The sequence below is a fragment of the Streptomyces sp. MMS24-W38 genome (assembly GCF_059889265.1).
This window is the reverse complement of the sequence record NZ_JCBCPP010000001.1, coordinates 1,931,650-1,948,951: the sequence shown is the minus strand read 5'-3', so window position 1 is coordinate 1,948,951 and position 17,302 is coordinate 1,931,650. Positions and strand designations below refer to the sequence as shown.

The 17,302-nt window shown below is 72.0% G+C and carries 16 protein-coding genes; 9 read left to right on the top strand and 7 right to left on the bottom strand.

The genetic code is table 11. The annotated features are described in order from the left end of the window. Positions 1-189: 189 nt before the first annotated feature. Positions 190-945, top strand: a complete 756-nt coding sequence (locus AC6F7H_RS07525; protein ID WP_500756041.1) for a ferritin-like fold-containing protein — start codon at positions 190-192, stop codon at positions 943-945. A 43-nt stretch (positions 946-988) separates the two neighbouring features. Here AC6F7H_RS07525 and AC6F7H_RS07520 read toward each other — a convergent pair whose 3' ends face one another. The 5 genes from AC6F7H_RS07520 to AC6F7H_RS07500 form a co-directional block, all read right to left on the bottom strand. Next, entirely contained in the window at positions 989-1,258 is a 270-nt protein-coding gene (locus AC6F7H_RS07520; protein ID WP_500756040.1) for a hypothetical protein, read from the bottom strand. A 305-nt stretch (positions 1,259-1,563) separates the two neighbouring features. Beyond that, positions 1,564-1,791, bottom strand: a complete 228-nt coding sequence (locus tag AC6F7H_RS07515; RefSeq protein ID WP_500756039.1) for a DUF3107 domain-containing protein — start codon at positions 1,789-1,791, stop codon at positions 1,564-1,566. Positions 1,792-1,956: 165 nt separating this feature from the next. Then, a complete protein-coding gene (locus tag AC6F7H_RS07510) occupies positions 1,957-2,601 on the bottom strand; it encodes a TetR/AcrR family transcriptional regulator (RefSeq protein WP_109377021.1) in 645 nt (214 codons plus the stop codon). Further along, entirely contained in the window at positions 2,598-2,807 is a 210-nt protein-coding gene (locus tag AC6F7H_RS07505) for a hypothetical protein (protein ID WP_500756038.1), read from the bottom strand. The genes AC6F7H_RS07510 and AC6F7H_RS07505 overlap by 4 nt, the downstream gene beginning before the upstream one ends. 31 nt (positions 2,808-2,838) lie before the next feature. Next, a complete protein-coding gene (locus AC6F7H_RS07500; protein WP_500756037.1) occupies positions 2,839-3,066 on the bottom strand; it encodes an Rv3202a family protein in 228 nt (75 codons plus the stop codon). A 222-nt stretch (positions 3,067-3,288) separates the two neighbouring features. Between AC6F7H_RS07500 and AC6F7H_RS07495 the strand changes: the two genes are divergently transcribed. The 7 genes from AC6F7H_RS07495 (at position 3,289) to moeZ (ending at position 12,031) form a co-directional block, all read left to right on the top strand. After that, on the top strand, positions 3,289-4,362 hold the full coding sequence (locus tag AC6F7H_RS07495; RefSeq protein WP_500756036.1) for an alpha/beta fold hydrolase: 1,074 nt from the start codon (positions 3,289-3,291) through the stop codon (positions 4,360-4,362). A gap of 8 nt (positions 4,363-4,370) precedes the next feature. Further along, positions 4,371-5,885 (top strand): DUF3152 domain-containing protein, encoded by a 1,515-nt coding sequence (locus tag AC6F7H_RS07490; protein ID WP_500756035.1) that lies wholly within the window; start codon positions 4,371-4,373, stop codon positions 5,883-5,885. 222 nt (positions 5,886-6,107) lie between these two features. Next, the gene (locus AC6F7H_RS07485; RefSeq protein ID WP_500756034.1) at positions 6,108-7,841 is read left to right on the top strand and encodes a DUF3492 domain-containing protein; all 1,734 of its coding nucleotides are present in this window, start codon (positions 6,108-6,110) and stop codon (positions 7,839-7,841) included. Beyond that, positions 7,838-8,986: a hypothetical protein gene (locus tag AC6F7H_RS07480; RefSeq protein ID WP_500756032.1), complete on the top strand. Its 1,149-nt coding sequence runs from the start codon at positions 7,838-7,840 to the stop codon at positions 8,984-8,986. Before AC6F7H_RS07485 ends, AC6F7H_RS07480 begins: the two co-directional genes overlap by 4 nt. A 40-nt stretch (positions 8,987-9,026) precedes the next feature. Beyond that, positions 9,027-10,046 carry an NAD-dependent epimerase/dehydratase gene (locus AC6F7H_RS07475; protein WP_500756031.1) on the top strand — a complete coding sequence of 340 codons (1,020 nt, stop codon included), beginning with the start codon at positions 9,027-9,029 and terminating at the stop codon, positions 10,044-10,046. After that, a complete protein-coding gene (locus tag AC6F7H_RS07470; protein ID WP_500756030.1) occupies positions 10,034-10,789 on the top strand; it encodes a spherulation-specific family 4 protein in 756 nt (251 codons plus the stop codon). Before AC6F7H_RS07475 ends, AC6F7H_RS07470 begins: the two co-directional genes overlap by 13 nt. A 63-nt stretch (positions 10,790-10,852) precedes the next feature. Next, entirely contained in the window at positions 10,853-12,031 is a 1,179-nt protein-coding gene (gene moeZ / locus AC6F7H_RS07465; protein WP_109376894.1) for an adenylyltransferase/sulfurtransferase MoeZ, read from the top strand. Between the two features lie 92 nt (positions 12,032-12,123). Here moeZ and AC6F7H_RS07460 read toward each other — a convergent pair whose 3' ends face one another. Together AC6F7H_RS07460 and AC6F7H_RS07455 are read right to left on the bottom strand one after the other, a co-directional pair. Continuing rightward, positions 12,124-13,599: an alpha/beta hydrolase gene (locus tag AC6F7H_RS07460; protein WP_500756029.1), complete on the bottom strand. Its 1,476-nt coding sequence runs from the start codon at positions 13,597-13,599 to the stop codon at positions 12,124-12,126. Between the two features lie 163 nt (positions 13,600-13,762). Then, the gene (locus tag AC6F7H_RS07455; protein ID WP_500756028.1) at positions 13,763-16,576 is read right to left on the bottom strand and encodes a lysylphosphatidylglycerol synthase transmembrane domain-containing protein; all 2,814 of its coding nucleotides are present in this window, start codon (positions 16,574-16,576) and stop codon (positions 13,763-13,765) included. Positions 16,577-16,774: 198 nt separating this feature from the next. Here AC6F7H_RS07455 and AC6F7H_RS07450 point away from each other — a divergent pair, with 198 nt between their 5' ends. Beyond that, complete coding sequence (locus AC6F7H_RS07450; RefSeq protein ID WP_500756027.1) at positions 16,775-17,197, top strand: MGMT family protein; 423 nt, start codon at positions 16,775-16,777, stop codon at positions 17,195-17,197. Positions 17,198-17,302 lie beyond the last annotated feature (105 nt).

The window sequence follows — 17,302 nt, the reverse complement described above, 5'->3', positions numbered from 1 at the left end:
AGCCGATCGGGCCTCCGACCGGGCATCCTCATACAAACGCCCCCTCGAACACGTCAAAGTATTCGGCAGGCGCATTACCACCATACCCCGGATTCGCGCACACGCCATGGCCGATTTGGCCACGTAGTCGTCGTCACACCTGTTGACCAGCGCCTTCCGGCCCCCGATCAGCGGGCTATTGTGCGGTTTATGACGAGCTCTGACAAGCCTGACCCCGCCGAGGACATCCCCGACACCCCAGCCGCACCCACCGGCGTCGCCGCCCTGGACTGGACGGCCGCCTCCGCCGACCCGCAGTACCGCGCCGCCGTCGTGGATCTGCTCGGCGCGCTCGCGTACGGAGAGCTCGCGGCGTTCGAGCGGCTCGCGGACGACGCCAAGCTGGCTCCCACGCTGGAGGACAAGGCGGAACTGGCCAAGATGGCGTCGGCCGAGTTCCACCACTTCGAGCGGCTGCGCGACCGACTGGCCGAGATCGGCGAGGAGCCGACCGCCGCCATGGAGCCGTTCGTCGCCGCGTACGAGGGCTTCCACAAGCAGACGGCGCCCTCAGGCTGGCTCGAAGGACTCGTCAAGGCCTACGTCGGCGACTCCATCGCCAGCGACTTCTACCGGGAGGTCGCGGTCCGGCTGGACTCCGACACCCGGGCGCTGGTGCTGACCGTGCTCGACGACACCGGGCACGGCGGCTTCGCCGTGGAGAAGGTGCGCTCGGCGATCGACGCGGACCCGCGCCTGGGCGGACGGCTCGCGCTGTGGGCGCGCCGGCTGATGGGCGAGGCCCTGTCCCAGTCGCAGCGGGTGGTGGCCGACCGGGACGCGCTGTCGACGATGCTCGTCGGCGGTGTCGCGGACGGCTTCGACCTCGCGGAGGTCGGCAGGATGTTCTCCCGGATCACCGAGGCCCACACCAAGCGGATGGCCGCCCTGGGGCTGGCGGCCTGAGAGAGCCGCCCCGGCCAGGTCCCGCGCCGGCGTCGGCGGCCGGTCAGGCGGTCGCCGACCGGCCGCGGAGTCTCCCCGCGGGGCGCAGCAGCAGCGACACCGAGGCCACGGAGACGATCGCGGCGCCGAACAGGACCGTCAGCGGGCTGCCCGCGTCCAGCGCGCCGTGCGTGATCAGCGCGCCGAACACGGCCCCGGCCACACCCGTCGACAGGACCAGCGCGCGGGCGGGGAGGCGGTGCGAGAGGCGGCGCGTGGCCGCCCAGGCCAGGGCCAGGCCGAGGATCGCTGAACTGAGCGTTTCCAAGAGCATGTCGGGGGTCCCTCCCACATGGCCGGCCTGATCACATCGGTCGTAGCCCGACTTACCCCTGACCTGCGAAACCCAACCCTCTTCTGTGCGCGACCTGTGCTCCATCAGTGAAGAGCGGGATGGCGGGAGGCGGTGGGGGAGACGGCTGGTGACGCCGGGGAGAACGGCGAGGGGGGAGGGCTGAACGGACCAGTGGTGCGGGAGGGGCTGAGGAGGGCTGAGAGCGACCGAGAGGGACACGGAAGGGCCCGGCGGTATCGAGATTCCGAAACCGCCGGGCCCTTCCGCCGTCTGCCGGTCGTCGCCTACAACGCGCCGAAGCCCACTTTGCGCGGGGCCGGCTCGCCGATCTCGACATACGCGAGACGGTCGGCCGGGACCAGGACCTTACGGCCGTGCTCGTCCACGAGAGTCAGCAGCTGCGTCTTTCCGGCCAGTGCCTCGGCCACCACGCGCTCGACCTCCTCGGCACTCTGACCGCTCTCCAGAACGATCTCGCGGGGCGCGTGCTGCACGCCGATCTTGACCTCCACGGCTTTGTCCCTCCGACGGTCAGTGAAGTGCGCGACCTTCCGCGCCGTACCCAGCACACATTAGCCCGGTGAGGGGATGTGCAAGCCCAGCCCCCGCAACGCCAGGAGCGAACAGCCGACGGGAACAAACGCTCCCCGCTCGCCCGGCGGCGCTCCTGGGAGCCGTCAGAACTGCTGCTCGTTGCCGTGCAGCGGGAATCCGGCGATGCCCCGCCAGGCCAGCGAGGTCAGCAACTGCACCGCCTGGTCGCGGGGCACACTGCGGTCGCTGTGCAGCCAGGACCGCGCCACCACCTGGGCCAGACCGCCCAGCCCGGAGGCGAGCAGCATCGACTCCTCGCGCGACAGGCCGGTGTCCTCGGCGATGACGTCGCAGATCGCCTCGGCGCAGTCGTTGGTGACCCGGTCGACGCGCTCGCGCACCGCGGGCTCGTTCGTCAGGTCCGACTCGAAGACCAGGCGGAAGGCCCCGCCGTCGTCCTCGACGTACGTGAAGTAGGCGTCCATGGTCGCCCGTACGCGCTGCTTGTTGTCGCTCGTCGACGCGAGCGCGTGGCGCACCGACTGGATCAGCGCCTCGCAGTGCTGGTCCAGCAGGGCCAGATAGAGATCGAGCTTGCCCGGGAAGTGCTGGTAGAGCACCGGCTTGCTGACGCCCGCGCGCTCGGCGATGTCGTCCATGGCCGCCGCGTGGTAGCCCTGTGCGACGAATACTTCCTGGGCGGCGCCCAGCAACTGGTTCCGTCGGGCACGGCGCGGCAGGCGTGTGCCCCTCGGGCGCACGGCCTCTGTCTGCTCGATGGCTGTCACGCCGCCTCCCATTCTCGTCCACGTGCGGTGTGAGCCGCGCCGCCATCGTACTTTTCGGTAACCGTGGTGTGCGCGCTGAGAGCGCAGAATTTCACGGACCGGACTGCGGCGAAAGTGGCACGGACCGTTTCAAAAGCGGTCAATGGGGGCAGGATGGCGCCTCCCTCCCGGATGATGCCGCCTTGTTCCGGCACCGTCACCTTCACCGGTGGTCGTCCTCTTCACCGGTTCACCGGTTCACCTGTAATCGTCCTCGTGGAGAGAGACGACCCTGGCCTGCTCGGCCAGGTCCGCCTCATTGGCGCGGTCGGCGTCGGCGCCGGTCAGTGGATCGTCGCGGTCCTGCTCGAGGTCCGCGCGCTGTTCGGCCGCGTCGACCTCGGGTGCCTCGACGTCGTACTCCTGGGCCTCGCGAGCGTCCTCGGCTTCCTCGAACGTCTCGGGGTCGGTGGGATCTACGGCCATGGCTGGGCTCCCTTCCTATGAACGTCCCCGGAGGATGCGGGGCCACATACGGGTGCCCTCGGTATGAGCCTAGGAGACACCCGATCGGGGCGCTATGCGATCCGCGATCGGGTTGGGACGCGGTGCGCACAGCGGGGCCGGCGGCGGCCGGCCGCTGTCCGGCACCGCCCCTGTGACCGCGAACACACCAGTCCCCGCGTGATCGTCTCGTAACATTGCGGCATGTCCTCGACCGATCTGCCGTCCATGCCGCCCGCGACCGTGCTGCCCAAGGTGGCCGCCGTCAGGGTCGCGGAGGGCGAGCGCCTCAGATCGGTCGAACTGCCCGGCGTCACCCTGGCGATACGGTCGAGGCCACCCGCGCGTGAGGGCCTGCCGCCCGCGCTCCACGTCCACGGGCTGGGAGGGTCGTCGCAGAACTGGTCGGCGTTGATGCCGCACCTGGACGACGTCGTCGACAGCGAGGCGGTCGACCTTCCGGGCTTCGGCGACTCGCCGCCCCCGGACGACGGCAACTACTCGATCTCGGCGCACGCGCGCGCGGTGATCCGATATCTCGACTCCTCCGGGCGCGGTCCCGTCCACCTCTTCGGCAACTCGCTGGGCGGCGCGGTCTCCACCCGCGTCGCCGCCGTACGACCCGACCTCGTCCGCACGCTGACGCTGGTGTCACCGGCCCTCCCCGAGTTGCGGGTGCAGCGCACCGCGGTGCCCACGGGACTGCTGGCGGTGCCCGGGGTGGCCCGGCTCTTCACCCGGATCACCCAAGGGTGGTCGGCGGAGCAGCGCGTCCGCGGCGTCGTCGCGCTCTGCTACGGGGATCCCGCGCAGGTGTCGCCGGAGGCGTTCCGCAACGCCGTGCAGGAGATGGAGCGGCGACTGCGGCTGCCGTACTTCTGGGACGCCATGGCGCGTTCCGCGCGTGGACTCGTCAACGCGTACACCCTGGGTGGTCAGCACGGTCTGTGGCGCCAGGCCGAGCGGGTGCTCGCGCCGACGCTGCTGCTGTACGGCGGCAGGGACCAACTCGTCGGCTTCCGCATGGCCGGGCGCGCGGCCCGCGCGTTCCGCGACTCCAGACTGGTCACCCTGCCCGACGCGGGGCATGTGGCGATGATGGAATACCCCGAGGTCGTGGCCGCCGCTTTCCGTGAACTCCTCGCGGATGCAACGGATTCAGCGGTCGAGGGGGATACTTTGGAGCCGGGCGCGAAGGGCGCTTCGGGCTCGGCCGCCGACACCGTTGCGGACGAGACCGCCGACGGCGGGGGCACCGCCGAGAACCTGAGGGGCTGAGGCACCAGGTGGGACGCCACAGCCGTCGTGGGCCCGCCCCCAAGGGCGGCACCGCGGATCCGGCGGCGGCACGTGCCGACCGGAGGTCCCGGGGCGGCCGGGGCAGCGACGGCCGGGGAGGAGCCCGGCCGGACGGCCTGGTTCCGCCAGGCCGTGGAGCGCCGGACCCTGGTCCGCCCGCGGAATACGGGCCACCCGCCCATGGGGTGCCACGCCTGCCGGAAGGGTGGCTTCCGGACGGGACGCCCGCGCGTGGAGTGCCGCGACCGCCCGACGGCACCCCTGCTCACGGCGTTCCGCGCGTCCGCGGTGGCGGCCACCCCGAGCAGCGGGAACCCGGCGGTGGCTGGGGCGAGTTGAGGGGACAGAACCCGGGAGTCGGGTATCCCGGGTACCCGGGATACGCCGGGCCGGCCGGCGGGGGCGTGCCCTTGCCGCGACAGCGCCAGGCGCCCACCGGGGGGCCGTGGGAAGCGAGAGGTCCGCGAGATCCGCGCGGGCCGCGACAGGACTACCTCGACGCCTTCGACGAGGAAGGCGACCTCTTCACGCCCCGCGACCCGGCCCGCCGGACCTTCGCCACGGACTCCACGCACGCGGCGGACCTCTACGCCGCCGTCACCGACTGGGGCACCGCGTCGGCCGCCCGCGCCCCGGCCGACCTCGACGACGCGCCCTCCGCCGGAGCGCCGGCGGAGACCAAGGGCGCCAAGGGACGCGCGTTCACCGGGATCGCGGCCGCCGCCGTGACCACCGTGCTGGCCGTCGTCGTGGCGGGCCAGGTCGCCGACGAACACGACGACGCCGCCGACGACGTACAGGCGCAGTCCGTCACCGACCGGGCGGCGCGCGACGTCCGGGACTCCGGCTCGCGCGGGGCCGGGCGGGACGAGGCCTCGGAGGGGGCGCCGGGCGCCGGGTCGTTGACGTACGCGCAGAAGATGGAGAAGAGGTACCCGATCGCCGACTCCCTCGTGGGCTCGGGGAAGTTCGACGCGGTCCCCGGAATCGACAAGGCGCAGGGCAAGGGGCAGAAGCTCACCTACCGCGTCGATGTGGAGCAGGGGCTCGGCCTCGACGGCGAACTCTTCGCCGAGGCGGTGCAGCGGACGCTCAACGACAACCGCAGCTGGTCGCGCAACGGCGCCCGTGCCTTCGAGCGCATCCACTCGGGCCGCCCCGACTTCGTCATCACGCTCGCCAGCCCCGAGACGACCGCCGACTGGTGTGCCAGGTCCGGGCTCGACACCACGGTGGACAACGTCTCCTGCGACTCGGCGGCCACCGAGCGCGTGATGATCAACGCGTTCCGGTGGGCGCAGGGTGCCGAGACGTACGGCGACGAGCTTCTCGCCTACCGGCAGATGCTGATCAACCACGAGATCGGCCACCGCCTGGGGTACAACCACCTCACCTGCGACAAGGACGGCGATCTGGCCCCGGTCATGCAGCAGCAGACCAAGTTCCTCGACCACGACGGAATCAGCTGCCGACCGAACCCCTGGCCGTATCCGAAGGGCTGACGCCCCGGCAGGGCGCACCGGGCGCGCCCGTCGTCCGATCGCACGGCTGATCGCATAGCGCGACCAAACGCGCCCCGTGCGAGAAAGTTACGACCGTTCACCCCTTTTGGTGGTGCGACGGACAACCGTCCATCACGCCCCCACCTTGTCCGCATACGTTCGTCCCGCTGCGAGCCGTCGGGCCAACGGCGGCTCCCCATACGGGAGATCGGGGGTGCACTCGTGCGCATCGGACTGCTTACGGAGGGTGACTATCCGTATGTGGGCGGTGACACCGGACTCTGGTGCGACCGTCTCGTGCGTGGACTCGGGCACCACGAGTTCGACGTCTACGCCTTCAGCCGCAGCGAAGCCCAGGAGGACGCCGGCTGGGTACCGCTGCCGCCGCAGGTCACCAGGGTGCGTACCGCGCCGCTGTGGACGACCGAGGACGACGGGGTGGTGTACGGCAGGCGCGCGCGCCGGCGATTCACCGAGCACTACGGCGAACTCGCCGCCGTGCTCAGCGCGGCGGACCCCGCGACGACCCGCGCCCCGGCGGAGGCGGACCGTTTCGCCCACGCTCTGTACGGCCTTGCCGAACTCGCCCGTGACGAGGGCGGTCTCGCCGCCGCTCTCCGCTCCGAGACCGCCGTACGAACCCTGGAACGCGCCTGTCGTGCGCCCCGCGTGCTGCGCGCCGCGCGGGAGGCCCGAGTGCCGGACCTGCTGGCCGTGGCCGCCCATCTGCAGCACGCCCTGCGCTCCCTCTCGCTCGACTGGTACGAGGAGGACGGGCTCGGCGCGGTCGACCTGTGTCACGCCGCCTCCGGCGGCACGGCCGCCCTGCCTGGCCTGCTCGCCGGCCACTTCTTCGACGTCCCCCTGCTGGTGACCGAGTACGGCGTACGGCTGCGCACGCACTACCTGACCCGCCCGGACGCCCCACCCGCGGTCCGGTCCCTGCTCGCGGCCTTCCACGGCCGGCTCGCCGCCGAGACCTACCGGCGGGCCGCGTTCGTCACCCCGGGCAACACCCACGCCCGCCGCTGGCAGGAACGCTGCGGTGCCGACCGGGCGAGGATCCGCACCATCCACCCCGGAATGGACGCCGCGCCCTTCGCGGGGGCGGAGGAGTCCCCGGAGCGCGCGGACCCGGGCACCCTCGTGTGGACCGGCCGGGTGGAGCCCGCCAAGGACCTGGTCTCACTGCTGCACGCGTTCTCCGGCATCCGCGCGGAGGAGCCCGGGGCCCGCCTGCGGATCATCGGCGGCCCGGCCGGCCCGGAGGGTGCCGCCTACCTCGAGCACTGCCGGGCGCTGGCCGCGCGACTCTTCCCGGACGGAACCGAGGGCGGCCCGCACTCCGCCGGCACTGCTCCGGTGTCCTTCGAGGAGATCGGCGGCCCGGAACCCGCCGGCCGGGCCGAGGCGTACGCCTCGGGCGCCGTGATCGTCCTGTCGAGTGTCGTCGAGGGGTTCCCGGCCGGTCTCGTCGAGGCGATGCTCTCCGCCCGCGCGACGGTGTCCACGGACGTCGGCGCGGTGGTCGAGGTCATCGGCGGAACCGGTCTCGTCGTACCGCCCCGCGACCCGCGGGCGCTCGCCGCGGCATGCGTTTCGCTGCTGCGCGACCCCGAGCGCAGGGCGCGCCTCGGCGCCGCCGCGCGCGCCCGCGCACTCGAACTGTTCACCGTCGAGCAGAACGTCGCCGCGTTCCACGACCTGTACCTGGAGATCGCGGCACGCAGCCCGGTCCACCGCGTCCTCCTGAACGACACCGGTGACCCCCTGCCCTTCGCCGCCCCCGCCGAGGTCCACGTCCCCGGCGACTGGTCCGGCCCCGCCTCCCGCCCGCCGCTGCGCACCGCCCCCGCCTGGGCCACCGGCGTCCCCGAGCGGGCCACGGACGTCCTGAGGCCGACCACTCCGGTGTCGGCCACACCACTGGTTCCCGCGACGGAGGCGGCACGATGACCGGACTCGACGAACTGGACCGGGACCCGGCCCGGCCCGCCACCACCCGCCCGGGCACCGCCGACCCCGTGAAGGCGCTGCTGCACCGCCACCGCGAGCTGTGCGAACGTGCCGTGGACCCCCTGGAGATCGCGGCGGGCCTGGAGGCGCACGGCGTCACCGACCGGACCGCCGCACGCTTCCGGCACCGGGACGTCTTCTCCCTCGCGGAGGAGCTGTACGCCAGGATCCCCCGTGACCACGGCACCCCCAGCCCCGCCGTCCCCGCCGCCCCCGAGGCACGCGCCGGCTGGATCGCCCTCACGCTGCTTCCCGGCGCCCTCGGCGTCGCGTCGGTGACCGCCCTGCGCCTCACCCACGGCCAGACCCGCCTCTACGCGGTCGTCGCGGGCGTGCTCGCCGTCGTCCTGGCCGCGCGCGCGGTCCTGCGCCGGGGCCCGCTCAGCGCCGCCCGCCCGCCCGCCCCCGGCACGGCGACGTGGACCTGCTGGCTCATCGGCTACGCCGTCCTGGGCGACGGCCTGCTCCACACCGCGATCACCGGCGGCCCCGACGGACCGCCCACCGGCGCCGCCGACGGAGACTGGCCGCTCACCGTCGCTCCGGCCCTGGCCCTCACCCTGGCCTGCGCCCCCGGTGCCTGGGGCGCGGGCCTGTTCACCGCACGGGCCCGCCGCAGAATCGCGACCAGCCGAGGCCTCGAGGACTTCACCGCCTCCGTCCGCCCCCTGCTGTTCGGCGTCCTCGCGCTGTTCCTGTGCGCTCTGGGCGTTCTCCTCTCCCTCTGCGCCACGGCCCTGGACGAACCCTTCGTCCCCTTCGAAGTGCTCTTTCTGGGCGCCCTCCTCTTCCTGGCCCGCCTCCTCGCCCTCCACGGCTTCACCCACGCCCCGAAGGTGATCCTCGTCACCACCGCCCTGGCCCAGGCAGCCGCCCTGGCCACGGTCTTCGCGGCCCGCCTCCCCGGCTGCGGCGCGCTGGCCGCGCCCGTGGAAAGCCTGGTCGCCACCTGGGGCCCCACCGCCGTCCCCACTCTCACCTGTGGTGCGGCGGCCCTGACCCTCCTGATCCACGCAACGCGCACACTCCCCCGAGCCTCGGCGCACGCCCGGCCGCAGGCACCACTCCAAGGAGATCCCACATGATCACCCGCCCAGCGGTCCCGGCCGCCACAGGAGCCGCCCGATGAGAGTTCTGCTGATCGGAGCCAACGGGTACATCGGCCGTTTCGTCGCCGACCGTCTGCTCGCCGACCCGGCCGTCCAGCTCACCGCCCTCGGCCGCGGCGACGACGCCGACGTCCGCTTCGACCTCGCCACCGGCAGCCCCGGCGCGCTCACCCGGTTCCTCGACGCCGTCCACCCCGGCGTGGTGGTCAACTGCGCCGGTGCCACCCGTGGCGGTGCCCGGGAGCTCACCCGGCACAACACCGTCGCCGTCGCCACCGTCTGCGAGGCCCTGCGCCGCAGTGGCTGCGGTGCCCGCCTCGTGCAGATCGGCTGCAGCGCGGAGTACGGCCCCAGCCAGCCCGGTTCCTCCACGGCGGAGGACGCCGTCCCCCGTCCCGGCGGCCCGTACGGCGTCAGCAAGCTCGCCGCGACCGAACTGGTCCTCGGCTCCGGGCTGGACGCCGTGGTCCTGCGGGTCTTCTCACCCGTCGGGCCCGGCACCCCCGCCGGCTCCCCGCTCGGCCGCCTCGCCGAGGCGATGCGCCGCGCCATGCAGTCCGGCGACGGCGAACTGAAGCTCGGCGGTCTCGGTGCCCAGCGCGACTTCGTCGACGTCCGGGACGTGGCCCGTGCCGTGCACGCCGCCTCGCTCTCCGCCGCACAGGGTGTCATCAACATCGGTTCGGGCCGCGCCGTCCGCCTGCGGGACGCCGCCGCGGTCCTCGCCCGTGTGGCCGGATACGGCGGTGTCCTCCACGAACTCGACGGCCCGCCCGGCACCCAGGCCGTCCACGGCGGCCACGCCACCCACACGGGCCACACCGCTCACACCCCGCATCTCAGGCCGGGCCTCGGCCACCCGCGGAGTGAGTCCGACCACCACGCGGCATCGGTCGCGTACCCGTACCCGGACGGCTGCGGCAGCTGGCAGCAGGCGGACGTGCGCACCGCGCGCGACCGGCTCGGCTGGCGTCCCAGGATCAACCTCGAGGAATCCCTCGCCGACATCTGGATGGAGGCGGCATGTCGTATCTGATCCCCCGGGTCAGACCCGGTGCCGGTACCGGCGTCCGCACCGGCTTCGGCGTCCCCGGTCTGGCGCACCCCCTCCTCGCCCCGGCCGAGTGGAACGCGCTCACCCGCCCGGGAGGCGGAAGCCCTCTGCACTGGGTCGTCCTGAACGTGGCCAACGGTCCCGGCGTGCAACCCGACCCGCACTGCCTGGAGGCAGCCGGCCGGCTGCGCAACGCCGGTGTCCGCATACTGGGCCATCTCGACTCGGCATACGGCCTGAGAGGCTTCGGCGAGCTGTTCTCGAACGCCCACCGGTTCATCGACTGGTACCAGGCCGACGGATTCCTCCTGGACCGCTGCCCCGCGGACCGTGCCGCGCTCCCCGAGGTCCGGCGGACGGTCGGCGCACTCCGCGCGATCCGTGACGATGCCCACATCGTCCTCGGGCACGGCACCCACCCGCACCCGGACCACGCCGAGATCGCGGACCAACTGGTCACCTTCTCCGGCCCGTGGAGCGACTACCGCTGGTCGCAGGTGGCGGAATGGACCGCCGACCATCCGCCCGAGCGGTTCTGCCACTTCGTCCACGGAGTGCCCGGACCGCACCTGGAGGAGGCGCTGCGCATCGCCCGCTGGCAGGGCGCCGCGACCATCTACTTCACCGACCGCACAGCCCGCGACGGCCGAACCGATCCCTGGGAACCGCTGCCCGGCTACTGGGACGATCTCGTCTCGCGGATCGGGATGGGTGTCTCGGAATGAAAAAGGCCGTGGCAGTGTTGGGGGGAGAACAACCGTAGTGATTGACCGACCAACGGAGTCCCCGTGTCGTTGCCACCCCTGGTCGAGCCGGCCCCCGAGCTCACCGTAGACGAGGTTCGCAGGTACTCCCGCCACCTGATCATCCCCGATGTGGGGATGGACGGGCAGAAGCGGCTGAAGAACGCCAAGGTGCTGTTCGTCGGCGCCGGTGGCCTGGGTTCGCCAGGGCTGATGTACATGGCCGCGGCGGGCGTGGGCACGCTCGGCATCGTGGAGTTCGACGAGGTCGACGAGTCGAACCTGCAGCGGCAGGTCATCCACAGCCAGGCCGACATCGGCCGGCCGAAGGCCGAGTCCGCGCGAGACACGATCAAGGGCATCAACCCGTACGTGAACGTGGTCCTGCACGAAGAGCGGCTCGAGTCCGACAACGTGATGGGCATCTTCAGCGAGTACGACCTGATCATCGACGGTACGGACAACTTCGCGACCCGCTACCTGGTCAACGACGCGTGCGTGCTGCTGAACAAGCCCTATGTCTGGGGCTCGATCTACCGCTTCGACGGTCAGGCCTCCGTGTTCTGGTCCGAGCACGGTCCCTGCTACCGCTGCCTCTACCCGGAGCCCCCGCCCCCCGGCATGGTCCCCTCCTGCGCCGAGGGCGGCGTCCTGGGCGTGCTGTGCGCGTCCATCGGCTCCATCCAGGCCAACGAGGGCATCAAGCTCCTCGCCGGCATCGGTGAGCCGCTGGTCGGCCGCCTGATGATCTACGACGCCCTGGAGATGCAGTACCGCCAGGTCAAGGTCCGCAAGGACCCCGACTGCGCGGTCTGCGGCAAGAACCCGACCGTCACGGAGCTCATCGACTACGAGGCCTTCTGCGGCGTCGTCTCCGAGGAGGCCCAGGCGGCGGCCGCCGACGCCACGATCACTCCCAAGCAGCTCAAGCAGTGGATCGACGAGGGCGAGAACATCGAGCTCATCGACGTCCGCGAGCCGAACGAGTTCGAGATCGTCTCCATCCCCGGCGCCCGGCTGATCCCGAAGAACGAGTTCCTCATGGGCAACGCCCTGGAGAGCCTGCCGCAGGACAAGAAGATCGTCTTGAACTGCAAGACGGGCGTCCGCAGTGCGGAAGTCCTCGCGGTCCTGAAGTCCGCGGGCTTCGCCGACGCCGTCCACCTCGGCGGCGGCGTGGTCGGCTGGGTCAACCAGATCGAGCCGTCGAAGCCGATCTACTGACCCCGGGTCACCACCGCGATGCCGGTCTGATCCGGACGAGAGGCCGAGGCGGGGGTCTCGCGCACCACGGGTGCGTGAGACCCCCGCCGTCGTCATGAGCAGACCTTGCCGTCCTTCGGCACCGTGCCGTCCAGCAGATACGCGTTCACGGTGGAGTCGACGCAGTCGCTCCCACTGCCGTACGCGCCGTGGCCCTCGCCCTTCCAGGTGAGCACGACCCCCACGTCCTTGCCCAGCTCGTCCGCCATCCGCCGGGCACCCTCGTACGGGGTGGCCGGGTCGCCGGTGTTTCCGATCACCAGGATCGGTGCCGCACCCGGCGCGCTCACCTCCGGGGTGTCGTGTTGGCCCGGCACCGGCCAGTCGTGGCACCAGCCCGCCGTGTCCCAGCCGAGGAACGGCCCGAACACCGGCGAGATCCGCTCGAACTCCGGCAGCAGCTTCTTCGTCTGCGCCGCCGTCGGCCGCTGCCTGGCGTCCGAGCACGATATGACCCGTTGCGAGTGGGTCGTCGTGCCGTAGTGGCCCGACGCGTCGCGCTCGTTGTAGCCGTCGGCCAGTGCGAGCAGTTCCGAGCCGTCCCCCTCCTCCGCGGCCCTCAGGGCGCTGGTCAGCGCGGGCCAGCCCTCCTTGGTGTAGAGCGGGAGGACGATGCCGGTCAGCGCCAGTGCCTGGGTCAGCTTCCGGCCGGCCGAGGACGTGGGCAGCGGCTCGGCGTCGATCCGGTCCAGCAGTTCCGCGATCTCGCGCGTCCCCTGCTCGGGGTCCCGCCCGGTGGACTTCAGATAGCTGTCCAGCGCGCGCTGGAAACCGCGCGCCTGGTTCTTGGCGTGCCCCATCGTGTCGGCGGTCGGGTCGACGACCGCGTCGAGGCTCATCCGGCCCACCTTCTCGGGGAACAGGTGGGCGTAGACCCCGCCGAGCTCGGTGCCGTACGAGATCCCGAAGTAGTTCAGCCTGTCGTCGCCGAGCGTCTGCCGGATGCGGTCCAGGTCGCGGGCGGTGTCGGCGGTCGACACGTGTGCCATCAGCTTTCCGGCCGCCTTCTGGCAGCCCTGCCCGAAGTCCGCGGCGTCCCGGAAGTAGGCCTGTTCCTCGACCGGGGTGTCCGGGGTGGTGTCCACCGACTCGGCCGCCTGGATCTCCTTGTCCTTCCGGCAGCGGACGCCCTCGCTGGCGGCCACACCCCGCGGGTCCCAGCTCACCAGGTCGTACCGCTCGCGCAGCTTCGAGACGTTCGGGGCGTAGGAGGGCATCATCGACACGCCGGAACCACCCGGGCCGCCGAAGTTGAACAGCAACGACCCGAGGCGGTCGTCTCCCGTGGCCTTCGCCCGGATCAGGGCCAGTTCGATCGTCTCGCCGTCCGGTTTCGCCCAGTCGAGCGGCACCTCGAGCGTGCCGCACTGCCAGTCGTCGCCGGGGGAGGGCGTGCCGTCGGAGGCCTTGCAGCGCCCCCAGCCGAGCGCCGTCCCGTCGCTCTCGTCGTCGGACGAGCCGCCGCTGCACCCCGCCGCCAGGAGCGCGGCGGAGACCGCCAGAGCCGTCCACCGTGCGAAACGCGTCATGTGCCACATCCCCCCTCGTGGGCCGTCCGCACCGTGCGGCGGATGGCGGTCAGGCCATGGTAGGCAGATCCCGAATTCGCGGGGAAACCTGTGGATAACCCTCTGACCTGCTGCTTCGTGGGAAACAGGAGCAGGCGGTCCCCGCTCGGCGCAGCTGCGTGAACTACAGCGCTTCCTTGCGGGTGAGATGGTTGAAGGCCAGCCAACCCGGGAGCACCGGCAGCCACAGAGTCAGCAGCCGGAACAGCAGCACCGCCGGCGCGGCGACCTCCTTGGGCAGCCCCACCGCGATCAGACCGACCGTCAGGGTCGCCTCCACCGCGCCCACACCGCCCGGGGTGGGCGCGGCCGACCCCAGCGCGTTGCCCGCGAGGAAGACGACGGCGACACTGGCGATGCTGATCGAGTTCGTCTCGTCGCCGAACGCCCGGATGGAGGCGTCCAGACACATCACGAAGCAGGCGGTGAGCAGCAGCATGCCGCCGATGCCGGTGATCAGCTTCTGCGGGCGCTGCAGCACATCGAGCATCCGCGGCACGACACCCGCGAACAGCGACCGCACACGCGTGACGACGAACTTCCGCAGGAACGGCACCGACGTCACCACGAGCACCAGCACCGCCACCGTCAGCAGACCCGCGATGACCGTGCGGGACGGAGACAGCGACGGCGTCTTCTCGGTACCGGTCAGATAGCCGAACGACAGCAGCATCAGGATGTGGCAGCCCAGCCCGAACAACTGCGACGCGCCGACACTCGCCACGGCGAGCCCCGGCCGCACCCCGGCACGCTGGAGGAACCGGGTGTTCAGGGCGACACCGCCCACCGCAGCCGGGGCGACGATCTTCACGAACGACCCGGCGACCTGCGCCGCCACCGTCCTGACGAACGGCACCCGCTCCGGGACGAACCCCAGCAGCGCCAGGGCGGCGGCGAAGTAGCTGCCCGCCGAGAACAGGACGGCGGCCGCCACCCAGCCCCACTCCGCGCCCGCGATCAGCGGCCCGAACTCGATGTGGGTGAGCTGCGTCAGCAGGAAGTACGCGCCGATGGCACCGGCGATGAAGCTGATCAGCGTGCGCGGACGCACCCGCTCCAGCCGGGCCGGCTCCACCGGTGCCTGCGGCCTGATCCGCAGCACCTCGTGCCGGATCTGCGTGAGCAGGTCCTCGTCGCGCGCCTCCTCCAGCGCCTCGTCGATGGCCCGCTTCTCGGCCCGCTGCTCCGCCCGCACGGTCTTCTTGTCCGGCTTCCCGGCCGCGGCGGGCCCGGCCGAGGACCCTTCGGCCGGGCCCGCCGCGGCCTGTTCCGTGCGCAGCAGCTTGGCCTGCCGGGAGGCCTCCAGGACCGCCTCACGGTCGCGGTGCGCCCGTTCGCGGGCGAGCCGGCGCAGGGTACCGCGCGTGGAGCGGCTCAGCGCGATGGGCTGGAGCATCGGCAGACAGTCCGCCACGGCGTCGGGGCCGAGCACGCTCAGCGCGGAGGCCACCGCCCGTTCGGCGCCCACCCTGAGCCCGAGGGTCACCAGCAGTTGGGAGACGTCCATGCGCAGCAGCAGATCGCCGGCGGCGATCTCCCCGACGCGCAGGTCGGTGAGGATCACCCTGCCGGAACGATCCACCAGGATCGCGTCACCGACCAGCCTGCGGTGTGCGATCCGGCGGGACTGCAACGCCTGCACCTGACGCCAGGTGCCACGCAGCAACTCGTCGGTGATCTCCTCGTCCGGCAGCGAGTCCAGGGTGCGCCCGCCGCTGTGCTCGTAGACGAGCATCACCGCGTCGGGGCCGAGCTCGGAGGTCGCGATCAGCTTGGGCGCGTTGGCGCCGGCCGCGATGGCCGCGTACGCCAGCAGCGCCTCCTGCTCCAGTGCCTGGCGCAGGGACTGGAGGCTGCTGCGGGTGGCGAAGCCGCGCAGGGTCAGATTGCGCCACGTGCGGTAGAAGAAGCCCTGTGCCTGCTGCTCACGGTCGACCACCGTCACGTCCAGCGGCGGACCGTCCTCCAGGGTGACGAAGTAGCGGCGGCCCCGGTCCCCGGCCTCGACGGCGTCCGGTGCCTCCTGGCGGGACGCGCTCACGGGCCGGAAGCCGACGGTCCGCAGGCCCGCCATCAGGGTCTGTCCGGTGGGGCGCACATTGGGCGAACCGACCGCGTAGAGGGTGCCATAGGCGACGGTCCAGCCGATCAGCACCGTCAGGATGATGGAGAACGGAGTCGTGTACCCGGTGACGAGCATCGAGAAGGCGTCGAGGAGCAGCACGACCCACAGCACCGCGCGCCATCTGGGTCTGCGGGACATGCCGACGGCCGTCATGTAGGCGATGACCGGTGCCAGGTAGCCGTGCACCGGATCGGTGAGGGCGTGGATGTCGCCGGGGGAGGGCTGGGTCAGCGCGTCCTGGATCGATTCGGGCGCGGCCCGCGCGACCCACAGATCGGTGGCGAGCGTCACGCCGTGCGCGAGGACGGCGGCGAGCACCCCGTCGGCGATGCGCAGTCCGTCCCGTTTGATCAGCCGTTCGATGGCGAAGGCCACCGGCACGAGGAGGATCGCGATGCTGGAGGCCAGACCGGCGATCTTGATGAGCAGGTCGGGCGCCTGACCGGTGCCCTTGGTGATGTCCTGTTCCAGCCCCGAGGTGGTGCCGTGGGCGAAGGCGGCGACCGCCAGCAGCGCCCCGACGGCGAGTACGCCGACGAGCAGCCGCATGAGATCGGACGGGCGGTGCACACGCGCGGGGAGCAGGGGTTCGTCGCCCTCGACCTCGTCGCTGTGCGCCGGATCGGCGGCGTCGGTGCCGGCTGTCCTGTCTGTGTCGTCTGTCCCGTCTGTGCCGTCAGGAGGGCCCGGAGCGGTCTGCTTTCCGACCGCTTCGGTGCCGGCGTCCTGCGAACCGGTGTTCCCGGTGTCCGGGCGCGACGAAGCGACAGAGGCGCCCGCCGTGTCCCCGGGGTGCGCACCCTGCTTTTCCATCGCCTCTTCTTGCTCTCGTATCACCAGTCACCGCCCGCACGATGGTGGCATGCCGTACCGCCACAAGGGGGCATCAGGGTCCACGTACGGGGCCGCACAGTCTGCCCGAAGCACGGTCCCCGGGCGAGGCGTGCGCACGCGCGCGTACCCGTCACGTGATCGGTCGCGTTGTCGGTGGGGTGGTGCAGGATGGGCCGGATGAGTCAGGAGAGCCTTCCGTCCGACACCGGTCCCCGGCACGCGGACGCCCTGCCCGAGTACGCCGAGCGGGTCCTCGAGGTGGCCGAGCGGATCCCGCCGGGCCGCGTCATGACGTACGGCGACGTGGCCGAGTGGCTGGGGGAGGGCGGCCCGCGTCAGGTGGGACGTGTGATGGCGCTCTACGGCGGAGCCGTCCCGTGGTGGCGTGTCGTCCGCGCGGACGGTGTGCTGCTGCCGGGCCACGAGCTGAGAGCCCTCGGCCACTACCGCGCGGAGGGCACTCCGCTCAGAGAGGCGAGCGGGGCCGCAGAGGGGCACCTGCCGCGCCTCGAGATGAAGCGCGCACGGTGGGACGGCGGCCACGAGGAGGGTCACACCAGCCAGCTTCCGGCATCGGACGCACCGCCGTGCGACCTGTGATCCGTATGGGGGAAACGGGGCACGACCGCACCATGACGTACGTTCGTGGGGCGAGTGACACGTGTGCCGCGAGCATCGGGAGGGAAAATACGGAAGCCCTGCTTC

Excerpts from the sequence above, each read along its gene's own strand:
- AC6F7H_RS07525 (WP_500756041.1), top strand. The coding sequence starts at position 190 with ATGACGAGCTCTGACAAGCCTGACCCCGCCGAGGACATCCCCGACACC.
- AC6F7H_RS07520 (WP_500756040.1), bottom strand. The coding sequence starts at position 1,258 with ATGCTCTTGGAAACGCTCAGTTCAGCGATCCTCGGCCTGGCCCTGGCC.
- AC6F7H_RS07500 (WP_500756037.1), bottom strand. The coding sequence starts at position 3,066 with ATGGCCGTAGATCCCACCGACCCCGAGACGTTCGAGGAAGCCGAGGAC.
- AC6F7H_RS07495 (WP_500756036.1), top strand. The coding sequence starts at position 3,289 with ATGTCCTCGACCGATCTGCCGTCCATGCCGCCCGCGACCGTGCTGCCC.
- AC6F7H_RS07480 (WP_500756032.1), top strand. The coding sequence starts at position 7,838 with ATGACCGGACTCGACGAACTGGACCGGGACCCGGCCCGGCCCGCCACC.
- AC6F7H_RS07475 (WP_500756031.1), top strand. The coding sequence starts at position 9,027 with ATGAGAGTTCTGCTGATCGGAGCCAACGGGTACATCGGCCGTTTCGTC.
- AC6F7H_RS07470 (WP_500756030.1), top strand. The coding sequence starts at position 10,034 with ATGTCGTATCTGATCCCCCGGGTCAGACCCGGTGCCGGTACCGGCGTC.
- AC6F7H_RS07460 (WP_500756029.1), bottom strand. The coding sequence starts at position 13,599 with ATGACGCGTTTCGCACGGTGGACGGCTCTGGCGGTCTCCGCCGCGCTC.
- AC6F7H_RS07455 (WP_500756028.1), bottom strand. The coding sequence starts at position 16,576 with ATGGAAAAGCAGGGTGCGCACCCCGGGGACACGGCGGGCGCCTCTGTC.
- AC6F7H_RS07450 (WP_500756027.1), top strand. The coding sequence starts at position 16,775 with ATGAGTCAGGAGAGCCTTCCGTCCGACACCGGTCCCCGGCACGCGGAC.